Annotated in this window: 13 protein-coding genes; 8 read left to right on the plus strand and 5 right to left on the minus strand. The window is 70.6% G+C overall.

All coding sequences use genetic code 11. From position 1 onward, the window contains the following. Positions 1–37 precede the first annotated feature (37 nt). Positions 38–1,120 (plus strand): sensor histidine kinase, encoded by a 1,083-nt coding sequence (locus H4281_RS28795; RefSeq protein ID WP_182894039.1) that lies wholly within the window; start codon positions 38–40, stop codon positions 1,118–1,120. Further along, on the plus strand, positions 1,117–1,752 hold the full coding sequence (locus H4281_RS28800; RefSeq protein ID WP_182894040.1) for a response regulator transcription factor: 636 nt from the start codon (positions 1,117–1,119) through the stop codon (positions 1,750–1,752). Before H4281_RS28795 ends, H4281_RS28800 begins: the two co-directional genes overlap by 4 nt. A 64-nt stretch (positions 1,753–1,816) precedes the next feature. Here H4281_RS28800 and H4281_RS28805 read toward each other — a convergent pair whose 3' ends face one another. The 4 genes from H4281_RS28805 to H4281_RS28820 form a co-directional block, all read right to left on the minus strand. Beyond that, the gene (locus tag H4281_RS28805) at positions 1,817–2,425 is read right to left on the minus strand and encodes a hypothetical protein (protein WP_182894041.1); all 609 of its coding nucleotides are present in this window, start codon (positions 2,423–2,425) and stop codon (positions 1,817–1,819) included. A gap of 18 nt (positions 2,426–2,443) precedes the next feature. Further along, positions 2,444–3,019, minus strand: a complete 576-nt coding sequence (locus tag H4281_RS28810; protein ID WP_182894042.1) for a dihydrofolate reductase family protein — start codon at positions 3,017–3,019, stop codon at positions 2,444–2,446. Positions 3,020–3,087: 68 nt separating this feature from the next. After that, positions 3,088–3,990: an RNA polymerase subunit sigma-70 gene (locus H4281_RS28815; RefSeq protein WP_312872193.1), complete on the minus strand. Its 903-nt coding sequence runs from the start codon at positions 3,988–3,990 to the stop codon at positions 3,088–3,090. A 7-nt stretch (positions 3,991–3,997) separates the two neighbouring features. After that, positions 3,998–4,876: a LysR family transcriptional regulator gene (locus H4281_RS28820; protein ID WP_182894044.1), complete on the minus strand. Its 879-nt coding sequence runs from the start codon at positions 4,874–4,876 to the stop codon at positions 3,998–4,000. 112 nt (positions 4,877–4,988) lie between these two features. On the opposite strand from H4281_RS28820, the gene H4281_RS28825 reads away from it, so the two are divergent. From H4281_RS28825 to H4281_RS28850, 6 genes are read left to right on the plus strand one after another with little or no spacing between them, the layout of a single operon-like run. Next, positions 4,989–6,449, plus strand: a complete 1,461-nt coding sequence (locus tag H4281_RS28825) for an aldehyde dehydrogenase family protein (RefSeq protein WP_312872194.1) — start codon at positions 4,989–4,991, stop codon at positions 6,447–6,449. Beyond that, a complete protein-coding gene (locus H4281_RS28830) occupies positions 6,446–8,098 on the plus strand; it encodes a hypothetical protein (protein WP_182894046.1) in 1,653 nt (550 codons plus the stop codon). Before H4281_RS28825 ends, H4281_RS28830 begins: the two co-directional genes overlap by 4 nt. Continuing rightward, the gene (locus tag H4281_RS28835; RefSeq protein ID WP_182894047.1) at positions 8,099–9,088 is read left to right on the plus strand and encodes a membrane dipeptidase; all 990 of its coding nucleotides are present in this window, start codon (positions 8,099–8,101) and stop codon (positions 9,086–9,088) included. After that, complete coding sequence (locus tag H4281_RS28840) at positions 9,085–9,777, plus strand: hypothetical protein (RefSeq protein WP_182894048.1); 693 nt, start codon at positions 9,085–9,087, stop codon at positions 9,775–9,777. Before H4281_RS28835 ends, H4281_RS28840 begins: the two co-directional genes overlap by 4 nt. Further along, positions 9,774–10,175: a RidA family protein gene (locus tag H4281_RS28845; RefSeq protein ID WP_182894049.1), complete on the plus strand. Its 402-nt coding sequence runs from the start codon at positions 9,774–9,776 to the stop codon at positions 10,173–10,175. Before H4281_RS28840 ends, H4281_RS28845 begins: the two co-directional genes overlap by 4 nt. Next, positions 10,165–11,514, plus strand: a complete 1,350-nt coding sequence (locus H4281_RS28850) for an MFS transporter (RefSeq protein ID WP_182894050.1) — start codon at positions 10,165–10,167, stop codon at positions 11,512–11,514. Before H4281_RS28845 ends, H4281_RS28850 begins: the two co-directional genes overlap by 11 nt. Positions 11,515–11,568: 54 nt before the next feature. Here the strand turns inward: H4281_RS28850 and H4281_RS28855 are convergent, their stop codons facing one another. Then, positions 11,569–12,222 (minus strand): fasciclin domain-containing protein, encoded by a 654-nt coding sequence (locus H4281_RS28855; RefSeq protein WP_182894051.1) that lies wholly within the window; start codon positions 12,220–12,222, stop codon positions 11,569–11,571. Positions 12,223–12,254 lie beyond the last annotated feature (32 nt).

The following is a 12,254-nucleotide window of genomic DNA, read 5'->3' on the forward strand; positions in this document are numbered from 1 at the left end:
CGCTGAGCAGCGAAGACGCCCAAGGGGAGGGAATGCGATGACTCGGCTGCCGCTGGTCCTGATGCGGCTGCTGACGCCGGCGGCCTTCGTCGCGATTCTCGTCACCGCGCAGCCCGCGGCGGAGTGGGAGCGGGTGCCGCTGGCCGCTTCCGCCGCGAGCGGCCTGGCGTTCGGGGCGCTGGACCTCCGCTGGCCGCGGGCGGCGGGCGTGCTGCTCTCGCTGGCCGCGCTGTTCGGCGCGGTCGTGGCGGTCGCGGACCCGAGCCTCACCGGACCGTCGCTGGTCTGCCTGTCCTTGCTCGTGTTGTCCTCGCTGGCGGCGATCACCCCGGCGGAGATCATCACCGTGGCTGTGGCCGTGGGGGTCGCGGCAACCGCCGGCGGATACCTCGCCGGGCAGCCGGGCGGGCTCGTGGCGGGAAACGCGCTCGCGGTGTCGGTCGTGGTGCTGCTCGGGCTCAACCGGCGGCAGTACCGGGTGCAGGCGCGCCACGCCCGCGACCTGCTGGACCAGACGCGGCTCACCCAGGAAGCCGTCGCCAGGGGCGCGACGCTGGAGGAACGCGCGCGGCTGGCCAGGGAGGTCCACGACATCCAGGCGCATTCGCTTTCGGCGCTGTCGCTGCACTTGCAGGCGGCGGCACGGTTGGTGGCCGAGTTGCCGTCGCCGGACGAGAAACTCGCCGCGTGCGTGCGGAAGGCCGGGCAGTTGGCGCAGGAGGGCCTGATCGAGACGCGGCGGGCGGTGCACGCGTTGCGCGGCGATCCGATGGCGTTGCCGGAGTTGTTCGGCTCGCTGCCGGACAACGCGTCGATCCAGGTGACCGGCGAGCCGCGCGAACTCCCCGCGGACGTCACCCTGCTGCTGTACCGCACTGTCCAAGAAGGACTGTCCAATGCGCGCAAACACGCGGCGGGCGCGCCGGTGTCGGTCGAACTGTCCTATCTGGACGACGCGGTGACGATGACGGTCGTCAACCGGACGGGTTCCGGCAGCGGTTTGCCCGGCGCCGGGTACGGCTTGACCGGTCTGCGCGAGCGTGCGGAACTGGTCGGCGGCGAGGTGACCGCGGGCCCGGACGGCGCGGGCTGGCGATTGTCGGCGAGGATCCCGGCATGACGACCGTGCGCGTGCTCGTGGCCGAGGACCAGCCCGCGGTGCGGGAGGGTCTGGTGCTGCTGGTCGGGTTGCTGCCCGGCATCGAGGTCGTCGGACAGGCGGGCGACGGAGCCGCGGCGATCGAGGAGACCTTGCGGCTGCAGCCCGATGTGGTGCTGATGGACCTGGATCTGCCGCGCTGCGACGGGGCGGCGGCGACCCGGCGGATCGTCGCGGACCTGCCGGGCACGCGGGTCGTCGTGCTGACGACCTATGCGGACAGCGCGTCGATCGTGCGCGCCCTGGACGCGGGCGCGGTCGGCTACGTGACCAAGGCGGCGAACGGCGACGAGATCGGCCGCGCGATCCACGCGGCGGCGGCTGGGCAGACCGTGATGGACCTGTCGGTGCAGCGGACTTTGCTGGCCGCGGCCCGGCGTCCGGCCGCGCCGCCGCAGGACGGGCTGACGGCGCGGGAGGTGGACGTGCTGAAGCTGGTCGCGGCGGGCCGGGGGAACCGGGAGATCGCGCGGGAACTGCAGGTCAGCGAGGCGACGGTGAAGACGCATGTGAACCGGATCTTCGCGAAGACCGGCTGCGGGACCCGGGCGCAGGCGGTGCACTACGCACACCAACACGGCTACGCCGACTGACCGATGGGCCGGTTCGCCGGTCCGTGAGGGAAGCAGGGTCGATGAGGGTTCCCCGCACGGACGGTCAGCGGGCGAACCAGCCCGCGCGGAAGACCGGAGCGATGCCTGCCACGGCGCGGCGGCACCAGTCCGCGACTGCCTCGCCCGCCTCTGCCGGGCCGAGCGAAGACGTGTCGATCACCGTTGTCGCCCACTCCGGGCCCGGGGTGCGCCCGACCCAGCGGTCCCAGCGCATTTCCGGCCAGGCGTCCGTCGTGACAGCTTCCGGAAGATGACCCGGGTCGTGCGCGTGCGCACGCAGCCACGCCGCGAATGCTTGATTCGCGGGGCTCGGCTCGCCGCGGCGGGCGAGCCGAGCCAGGTGGGCCTCGTCGCTGAGGTCGAGCAGGCAACCGGCGATGTCGATCCGGTCCGCGCTCGGCGCCGCCAGTGCTTCGCCGACCGGTATCGGATCGCCGGCCAGCAGCAGGTGCCTGTCCTCGGCTTCGAGCGCGATCGCGCGTCGCACCGCGACTTCCACTCGCTCCTGCCGCCACGCGACGGTCGGCGCGGCCGGGATCGGGCCGAGCGTGCTCAGTTCGGCGGTCTCGTACGTTTCGCCGAGCAGATGCCGCGCGTGCAAGCGAGCGGTGGTTTTGCCGACGCAGGACGCGCCCGAGACAACCAGCAACATGGCCCCCGACGCTACGGCCTAGCGCCCGGAACCATCCACCGAATTTTCGCGCACGTACCGCGAAAGCGTCGCCGCGCCAACGCGTTCAGCCGACGTGCATTCCAGATGCGCGAGCCGGGTGCCGTCCGGGAACAGGCGGGTGCCGCGGCCCAGGACGGTGGGGAAGGTCAGCAGCCGGTATTCGTCGACCAGGTCCGCTGCCATCAGCGTGTGCACGACGCTCAGGCTGCCGGTGACGACGACGTCGCGCCCTTCCCGTTTCACCGCGTCGACCAGGTCGCCCTCCAGAACCGACGAGTTCTGCCACGCGCTGGTGTCGGCGAGGGTGCTGGTGGCGACCAGCTTGGGTACGGCGTTCATCCGCCGCGAGAACGGGTCGTCGCGGTGCGGCCACAGACCGGAGAACAGCTCCCAGGTCTTGCGGCCGAGCAGCAGGACCCCGTCGTCCAGCGTGGCGCCCAGGCGGAATTTGTCGCCCGCCACGGACTCCGGGCCGTGCCGGAACGCCCAGCCGCCGTCCGGGGCGGCCGACGAGCCGTCCGGATCGGACGAGATGCCGTCGAGGGTGGTGAAGGCGATGACGATGACGCTCATGGCGGAGTTCCCTTCAATCGGTGTCGCCAGTACTTACCGGCGGCGCCGAGCGAACTCATCGGCGAAAGTCAAAAAATCTTCGGCGGCAGGTCGAACGCCTTGAAAACGCGCGGATCGGCGAACACGACGTTGTGCGAAATCCGCCCGCCGGCCACGGTGAAGACTTGCAGGGTGTGCAACTGCCGGTCGGGGGTGTAGGCGGCGAGCGCGGGCTGCCCGTTGGCGGCGAGGCCGCGGACGCTCCAGCCGGCTCCGCGCATCTCGAAGACCCGATGCATGAACCGGCCGTAGTCCTCGCTGCCGCGGAACCAGAGCGGCACCGGCGGCATTTCCAGGATCGCGTCGTCGGTGAGCAGCCGGACGAGCGCCTCGACGTCGGCGGCCTCGAAGGCTCGTGCGTACCGGTCGATCACGGCCTGGGTTTCCGCGTCGTCCGGTTCGGCGATCTCGTCCATCCCGCCCGCGCCGGCGAGTGCGGCGCGGGCTCGTTGCAGCGCGCTGTTGACCGCCGGAACGGTCGTCTCCAGGTGGGTGGCGACCTCGGCCGCGCTGAACTCGAGCACCGACCGGAGCACGACGACCGCCCGTTGCCGTGCGGGGAGGACCTGGGTCGCGGCGACCCACGCCAGCCGCAGTCCGGCGCGGGTGTCGGCGTCGCAGCGGGCGTCCGGGAAGGGTTGCAGCCACGGGATGTCCGTCGCCGGTCGCAGCGGCGCGCCGGGATCGTCGCTGGCGGCGCCGAGACCGGACGGCAACGGACGCCGGGCCCGGCCCTCCAAAGCGGTCAGGCAGACGTTCGTCGCGATCCGGTACAGCCAGGTCCGGACCGAAGCGCGGGCCGGGTCGTACCGGTCGCGGGCTTTCCACGCGCGCAGCAGCGTTTCCTGCACCAGATCCTCGGCCTCGTGGAACGAGCCGGCCATCCGGTAGCAGTAAGCGGTCAGTTCGCCGCGGTGCGGTTCGAAGTCCACCGCGCCATCATCCGGCACGCGCGACGCTGAGGAAACGGTCGACCACCGGGTTGTTCTCGTGGTCGGTGCGCGAGATCGCCGAGACGGTCGAGACCGCGCCCGCATCGGCGAGGGCGAGATAGCGAAGTCCGGGCAACTGCAAGGCGCGCAAGGCGTTCGGCACGATGGCGATGCCGGTGTCGGCGGCGACAAGGCCGAGCATGGTCGGGAACTGGACCGCCTCCTGGACCACGCGCATCCGGAATCCGGACCGCAGGCACAGCGTCTCGATGTGGTCGTGCAACCGCGAGACGCGCGTCCGCGGGAAGGCGAGGAACGGCTCGTCGGCCAGCTCCGCCATCTCGACGGTTTCCTTGTCCGCCAACGGATGCGTCTCGGACACGGCCACGATCAGCCGTTCCCGGCCCAGCGGGTGCACGGTGAGTCCGGGCGCATCGCCGACCTCGCGGGCGATGCCGACGTCGAGCTGACCGTCGCCGAGCGCGGCGATCTGCGCGTCGGTGGTCGATTCGGTCAGTTCGAATCGGACATCCGGCCATTGCCGCCGCATTTCCAGCACGGTGGCGGGCACGATTTCCAGCGCGGCCGAGCTGACGAACCCGATCCGCAGCAGCCCGAGTTCGCCGCGTGCGGCGTGCGCGACCGCGGTGAGGGCGTGCTGGCTGCCCGCGAGCACGCGGCGGCCCTCGGTCAGCAGCACGCGACCTGGTTCGGTCAGCTCGACGCTTCGGGTCGTCCGCAGGAGCAGCCGCACGGACAGTTCCTTCTCCAGCTTCGCGATCTGCTGGCTGAGCGCGGGCTGAGCGAGGTGCAGCCGTTCGGCGGCGCGGCGGAAGCTGCGTTCCTCGGCGACCGCGACGAAGTAGCGAAGCTGGCGGAGTTCCACGCCGCTGATAATGGTTCCTTATCAGCGCGTAGGCAATAGATACTTCACTCTGTGTTCCGCGCGACTTAGCGTCATGGACGACAAGCACCGTCGCGAACGTCGAGGAGCACCCGTGGATCACGCATTGTCGTTGCAGCACTTCGTAGCGGGACGGTGGGTTCCCGGCGACGGACCGGTCGCGCGGAGTACCGACCCGGCGGATCCCGCGCAGATCGTGGCCGAGTACCGGACGGCCGGGCCGGAACTGCTGGACGAGGCGGTGCGCGCGGCGGTGGCGGCGCAGCCGGAATGGGATCGCCAGGGCGTCATCGCGCGCGGCCTCGTGCTGCGGCGGGCCGCGGAACTGCTGGCCCAGCGCGCCGAATCGGTGGCCGCGTTGATGACCCGGGAACAGGGCAAGACGCTGGCGGAGTCGCGCGGCGAGGTGGCCGCCTCGGTCGAGACGCTGCACTACCACGCGGGCCGGGCGCGCAGCGCCGACGGCGTGCTCTACCCGTCCGGCAACCCGGACGAGGTGGTGCGGACCGTGCGCCGTCCGCTGGGTGTCGTCGGCGTGATCACGCCGTGGAACTTCCCGGTGCAGATCCCGGCGTGGAAGCTCGCGCCCGCGCTGCTGTGGGGCAACTCCGTGGTGTGGAAGCCGGCGAGCGACACGGTCGCGCTGGCGGTGGCGTTCGCCGAGATCCTGATCGAGGCCGGGGTTCCGGACGGCGTGCTCAACCTGCTGCTCGCGCCCGGATCGCTGGGCGCCGAGCTGGTGGAACGGCCGGAGCTGTCCGGTGTCACGTTCACCGGATCGGTGCCGGTCGGCCGCGCGATCCAGGCCGCTGTCGTGCCGCGCGGCGCGAAGGTGCAGCTCGAACTCGGCGGGCACAGCGCGGCGATCGTCCTGCCCGACGCCGACCCGGCCCAGGCCGCCGCCGCGCTGGTCACCGCGTCGATGAGCGGGACCGGGCAGAAGTGCACGGCCGCTCGCCGGATCATCGCGGTCGGCGACGCCGGCGACCGCCTGGTCGCCGAGCTGTCCGCCCGGGTCAAGGGCCTCGTCGTCGGAGCCGGGACGGCGCCGGGAGTCGAGATCGGACCGTTGGTGTCCGCTCGGGCGGCGGAGGAGGTCGAGGGCGCGATCCAGCAGGCGGTCGACGAGGGAGCGACTGTGCTGGCCCGCGCGGACTGCCCGGAGGGCGGTGCGTTCGTCGCGCCGACGCTGCTGGCCGGGACGCCCGAGCTGACGATCAGCCAGGAGGAGGTGTTCGGCCCGGTCGCCACCGTGCTGCGCGCCGCCGACCTGGACGAGGCGATCCGGCTCGCGAACGGCACCCGGTTCGGGCTCACCGCGGCGGTGTTCACCGACGACGAGCGCGCGGTGCGGCAGTGCCTGCGCGACCTGGACGCGGGCATCGTGAAGGTCAACGCGCCGAACACCGGGTCCGAGGTGCACGCGCCGTTCGGCGGTCTCAAGGATTCGTCGTTCCCCGCGCCGCGCGAGCAGAACGGGGAATCCGCCGCGGAGTTCTTCACCTGGACCAAAACCGCGTACCTGCGGACGTCCGCGCCCCGGGAACAATCGTGACCCGGCCCGCGGACACCGCGCTCGCCCCGGCGGAGCTGGGCGCTTCCCGCTACACCCGGCACAGCTTCGCGCGGTCGTTCCTCCGCCAGGCGGCGCGGGAACGCTGGGCAGTGTCTCGCACCCGGTGGGAGTTCGACGACAGCGGCCACGGCGAGGCCGTCTACCGGATCGACGCGGATGGCACGCTGCTGCACTTCGCGGTGTTTTCCACCGTACTGCGGGAAAACGAGCGCACCGACCGCGTGATCGCGAAACGCTGGGATGTCACCGCTGCCTTGGTGGAAGGCCCAGTTCCGGACACTCGGATGGCAGAGCTGCGTCGTGAAGTACCACGGCAGGAGGCTGGCCGCGCAGACGCTGCGACGCTGGTGTGGACTCGGGCGAACCGCAGCGAGCGGTTCTTCGACTACGTGGTGGCGCAACTGGCTGCCGGTGAAGAGCCAGATTGCGCCACGATGGGCGACGCCTGCTACATCCTGCGCAGCACAGCCTTCTACAGCAACGGAAAGTTCGGTCTCGCCGACTTCGACCGGCTGGCCGGAATCCCGCCGTTGCAGGTGCCCTACCGTGCGCAGATGCTGGCCGCGTGGCTGCTGCGCGAGTTCAGCTACGACCTGGTCGAGCATTGCGCCGCTCGCCGAAACCCGTCCGCGGCACAGCTTTCCGGCGATTGGCGGCGGTACCTCGGCCTCGGCAACGCGACCGGGCTCGGCATGGTCCCGTTCGTGGTGAACCATCCGCACATCCTCGACGCCTGGTGCTCGGCTCGGGAACTCCCGCTGGCCCATGCCCTCGACGCCGAGGCGGACGCCGGTTCGGTCCGGCGGGCGAGCGAACTGCTCGATCGCGCGCGCCGGTACTTCCGCGAACGGGACACCCTGGCGACCGCGCCGTACCTGACCGGTCCCGAACTGGCCGGACGACTCGACGGAATCGCTTCGCTGCTCAGCGAATTCCCGGCGGGCGGTTTCCGGTGGCGGGACCTCGACGGCCGAGCCGCGGAGTTCGGCGCCGAGGCCCGAGCCGTGCTGCACACCGTCCTGGTCGAACTGGACGACTCGCTCGACGCGGAGATCGAACGCCTGCTGACGTGCGACCAGCGCCGGCGAGTCGACCTCGCCCAGACCTGCGGTCAGCTGCGCGACCTGCTTGCCCGCCGCTACGACTGGACCCGCGAGTTCGACTTCACCGACCCCGGTGAACAGGCGAGGTTCTGGTTCTCCGCGGAGGACAACGAGGAACCCCGGCGCGGCAACCGCGGTCAGGACCCGGGCGAATCGATGGAGCACCCGATCGGCATCGCCCGCGCCGTGCACGCCCTCCGGCACGATCTGGCGGCCGCCGGCGCGGGCCGTTCGGTGGCCGAGTTCCTGCTCGAATTCCCGTGGCACCGCGGCATCGTCGCGCGCGTGCAGTCCGTCGCCGGGCTCCGCTACGGCGAGGTCCGCGCGAACCTGCTCGCCGACGATTTCCTTCCGCTGCACCTGCAGCGATTCCAGCTCGCCCTCTACGGCATGGAGAACTACAGCCCGCAGTCGACCGACTGGTTGCGCGTCACGCTGTTCTCCGGCGCGCCCCGGGCGCACGACGTCCAGTCCGGAGCGGACGACGACTGGCTGTTCACCCGCAAGCCCGGAAAGGAGTCCTGAGTGGACCCCCTGGAGCACGGCGACCTCACTGTCGTCGACGGACTGCAGATCAACAACTGGGACCGCAAAGTCCTGGAGGAACTGAAAGCGGGCGGCGTCACCGGCGTGAACGCGACGTGCGCGGTCTGGGAAGGCCCGCAGGAAACGCTGCGCGCGGTCGCGGACTGGTACGAACTCGCGCGGGACAACGCCGATCTGGTCGTCCTCGCCGAGAACGCCGACGACATCCGGCAGGCGAAGCGCGACGGCAGGCTCGCCGTGCTGCTCGGCTTCCAGAACACCTCGCCGTTCGGCGACGACTACCGGATGGTCGAGGTCTTCCGCCGGCTCGGCGTGCGGATCGCACAGCTGACCTACAACATCCAGAACCTCGTCGGCGGGGCCTGCTACGACGAGCACGATTCCGGGCTCACCGCGTACGGCCGGTTCATCGTCGCGGAGATGAACCGCGTCGGAATGCTGGTCGATCTGTCGCACGTCGGCAACCGCACGAGCCGCGACGCGATCGACGCCTCGGCCGGACCGGTCGCGATCACGCACGCGAACCCGCTGTCCTTCGCGGATTCGCCGCGCAACAAGCCGGACGACGTCGTCGACGCCCTCGCCGCGCGCGGCGGAGTGCTCGGCTGTTGCTTGTACCCCAACGTGATCGGCGGCGAGAAGACGACCCGGCGGCAGTTCTGCGAGATGGTCGCGGGACTGGTCGAGCGGATCGGACCGGACCACGTCGCGCTCGGCAGCGACTGCACGCGGAACTGGTCGCAGGACTACGTCGCCTGGCTGCGCAACGGCCGGTGGCGGCCCGCGTCCGCGGTCCCGGTGGAACCGCAGTGGCCGGTGTGGCCCACCTGGTTCGGCGGACCGGCCGATTTCCCGGTCCTCACCGAAGGATTGCTGGAAGCGGGCCTGGACGAAACCGTCGTGGCGCAGGTGCTGGGCGGCAACTGGCTCCGGCTGTTCGACACGGTGTTCCCCGGGGCCGGGCAATGACCGCGGCGAGGGCCGAGCGCGTCTCGGCGGCCGAAACGGTGCGGACCCGGGTGTCCGTGCGGGAAATCCACGAGGTCTCCCTGCGTGCCTTGCGGGCCTCGGGACTGAGCAGCGGCGAGGCGGAATACCTGGCCGAAGTCATCGCGACCGCCGAAGTCCACGAGGGCGCCGGGCTCGACGCCTTGGCCGCCGAGACGACCCGGATCCCGGCCGGACGGGTCGGCCTCCGGCTGGAACATTGCGACGGCTACGCCGTGGCGCACGACCCGGCTTCGCGCGGTCCGCTGCAGGCATTCGTGCCTGCGTGCGAAACGGCCGCCGTGGTGGGCACGTTGGTCGTGCCGGGAATGGCCGGCAGTCCGGTGCTGGATTGGGCTGCGGTGGACATCGCGGAACGGTCTGGCCGGATACTGTCCCTTTCCGACGGTGGCGAAAGGACGGTCGGCACGCCTGACGGGGACCTGCTGAGGCTGCCCGCCATCGCTGAACCGCGCCCGCCGGTCGCGGGATTGGTGATCCGTCCGCTGTCCGAGGTTCCGGACGGTCAGGTGATTTCCACTGCGGCGGAACGGAAACAGCGGCATCGCGAAGCGGTCACCCATGGCGTGTCCGTAGAAACTCCACTGTGGACTCTCGCGTATTCGATCGCGCGCGGGTTCCTGATTCCGGACCACCGGGAGGGCCGATGAACTCGCGCGAACTGGTGGCGCATCCGCACGGACCTCGTCCCTACGCCGGAGCCGCCGTGTTCGGCGGAGTGATCTGGGCGTGCGGGCAGGTCCCGGCACGGCGGGACGGCAGCGTCCCGGAAGCGATCGACGAGCAGGTGCGGGTGGCTCTCGACAACCTCGAGGACACCTTGCGGGCCGCGGGAGGGAGCCTGCGCACGCTGCTCAAACTGACGGTGTTCCTCGCCGACCTCGGCGAGTTCGACGCCTACCACCAGGCTTACCTCGACCGTTTCGCCGGCATCGACCTGCCGCCGCGGACCACGGTCCAGGTCGCCGGGTTCCGGGGGACGAAACGCATCGAGATCGACGCCGTGGCGGCGGTCGGCAGCGAGGAGACCAACCGACATGAAGACTGACCGCGCATCGGACACAGCCGGCTCTGTTGTTCGCGCAACCCTGGATTCGGCCCGCCTCAACGGGTTTCATCGCAAGCTCGCGTTGTATTCGTCCGGCGGCCCGTTCCTGGACGGCTACATCCTCAGCATCATCGGCATCGCGCTGGTGCAGATCGGCCCGCAGTGGCAGATGGACTCGCTGTGGTCCGGCCTGATCGGCGCGTCCGCGCTCGTCGGCGTGTTCATCGGGGGAGCGGTGTTCGGCCCGCTCACCGACCGCATCGGCCGGAAACTGATGTACACGATCGACCTGATCGCGATCATCGTGTGCTCGGTGCTGCAGTTCTTCGTCGCCGACGCCGCGCAATTGTTCGTGCTGCGGCTGCTGATCGGCGTCGCGGTGGGCGCGGACTATCCCATCGCGACCGCGCTGGTCACCGAATTCGCGCCGAAGGCGTGGCGGGCGCGGCTGGTCGGCGGGCTGAACGCGATGTGGTTCGTCGGCGCGACGGTCGCCGCGTTCGTCGGGTTCTTCCTGCTGAACGTGGACCAGGGCTGGAAATGGATGCTGCTGTCGTCGGCGGTGCCCGCGCTGCTGATCGTGATCGCCCGCACCAGCATCCCGGAATCGCCGCGCTGGCTGCACAGCAAGGGCCGCGACGCCGAAGCGCTGGAGGTGCTGCGCGCGACGATCGGCGAGCACGCGACGCTGGACGATCTCCCGGAAGCCGAAACGAAGACCCCGATGTCCGCGTTGTGGCGCGGCGGGTATCTCAAGCGGGTCGTGTTCATTTCGATTTTCTGGACGTGCACGGTCGTCCCGCTGTTCGCGATCTACGCCTTCGGGCCGCAGATCCTCGAACTGTTCAACCTCGGCGGCGGCAACCTGTCGCACCTCGGGTACGGCCTGATCAATTTCTTCTTCTTCGTCGGAAACATCGCCGCGCTGCTGCTGGTGGACCGGCTCGGCCGTCGTCCCGTCCTGATCTGGGGCTTCGCGATCTCCGCGGCCGGACTGTTCTACCTCGGCCTGCAACCGGGCGCCGCGCTGTGGCTGATCGCGCTCGCGTTCGCGGTGTACGCGGTGTTCAACGGCGGACCGTCCATTCTGGAATGGATCTACCCGAACGAGCTGTTCCCGACCGAGGTCCGCGCGTCCGCGGTGGGGCTGTGCACCGGGATCAGCCGGATCGGCGCGGCGGTCGGCACGTTCGCGACGCCGTGGTCGCTCGCCAATCTCGGGCTGTCGGCCACGATGTACATCGCCGCCGGGATCGCCGCACTGGGCGCGATCGTGAGCGCGTTCATGGCCCCGGAGACCAAGAACGTCGATCTGCACGTCGCTTCGTCGCTCAGCTGAGAAGAGAGCGGAAACCGGGCCCGGCGCTGGGGAGGCGCGCCGGGCCCGGTGGCTTCAGTTCTTGTTGGCGCCGGGGGTGAGCACCTTGTCGATGACGAAAACGGTCGCGTTCTTGGTCGGGATGTTCCCGCACAGGATCTTCGCGCCGTTGACGGTCATGTTCTCGCCGGAACCCTCGATCTTCAGCGGACCGCCCGCGGTATTCAGCGAGGTGACGGCGCCGGCCTGTTCGAGGCCCTTGGCGTCGTAGCGCTTGCCGACGACGTGGTACTGCAGGATCGGGGCGAGCTGGTTCGGGTTGGCCGCGAGCTCCTTGAACTTCGCGTCGCCGAGCGCGTCGAACGCCGGATCGGCCGGGGCGAAGACGGTGATGGCCTGCTGGCTGTTGAGCGTGTCGACCAGGTTGGTGGCCTTGACCGCCGCGACCAGCTTCGTGAGCAGCGGGTTCGTCGAGGCGGCGGACGCGACCGGCTGCGGGCCCATCGAGTCGAGCGAACCCGGCGCGCTGCCCTGCGGGAGCTGGGAACAGGCAGGGCCGAAGACCTGGTCGTTGGTGGTGACGCCGGAGCCGCTGCTGCTGGACATCGGCGCCGAGGACGGCATCGCCGGCGAGGAACTGCCCGAAGCGTTGTCGTCGGTGCTGCTGCCGCACGCGGTGAGGGCGAGGGCGGCAGCTGCGCCGATACCGGCGAGGCGAAGGGTCTTCACGGCAGTTCTCCGTTCACAGTGGACTGATCGAC

The organism is Amycolatopsis dendrobii (assembly GCF_014145675.1).
Lineage (GTDB): Bacteria > Actinomycetota > Actinomycetes > Mycobacteriales > Pseudonocardiaceae > Amycolatopsis > Amycolatopsis dendrobii.

Bases quoted from the DNA above. Each gene is read 5' to 3' on its own strand.
- H4281_RS28795 (WP_182894039.1), top strand. From the start codon at position 38: ATGACTCGGCTGCCGCTGGTCCTGATGCGGCTGCTGACGCCGGCGGCC.
- H4281_RS28800 (WP_182894040.1), top strand. From the start codon at position 1,117: ATGACGACCGTGCGCGTGCTCGTGGCCGAGGACCAGCCCGCGGTGCGG.
- H4281_RS28805 (WP_182894041.1), bottom strand. From the start codon at position 2,425: ATGTTGCTGGTTGTCTCGGGCGCGTCCTGCGTCGGCAAAACCACCGCT.
- H4281_RS28810 (WP_182894042.1), bottom strand. From the start codon at position 3,019: ATGAGCGTCATCGTCATCGCCTTCACCACCCTCGACGGCATCTCGTCC.
- H4281_RS28840 (WP_182894048.1), top strand. From the start codon at position 9,085: ATGACCGCGGCGAGGGCCGAGCGCGTCTCGGCGGCCGAAACGGTGCGG.
- H4281_RS28845 (WP_182894049.1), top strand. From the start codon at position 9,774: ATGAACTCGCGCGAACTGGTGGCGCATCCGCACGGACCTCGTCCCTAC.
- H4281_RS28850 (WP_182894050.1), top strand. From the start codon at position 10,165: ATGAAGACTGACCGCGCATCGGACACAGCCGGCTCTGTTGTTCGCGCA.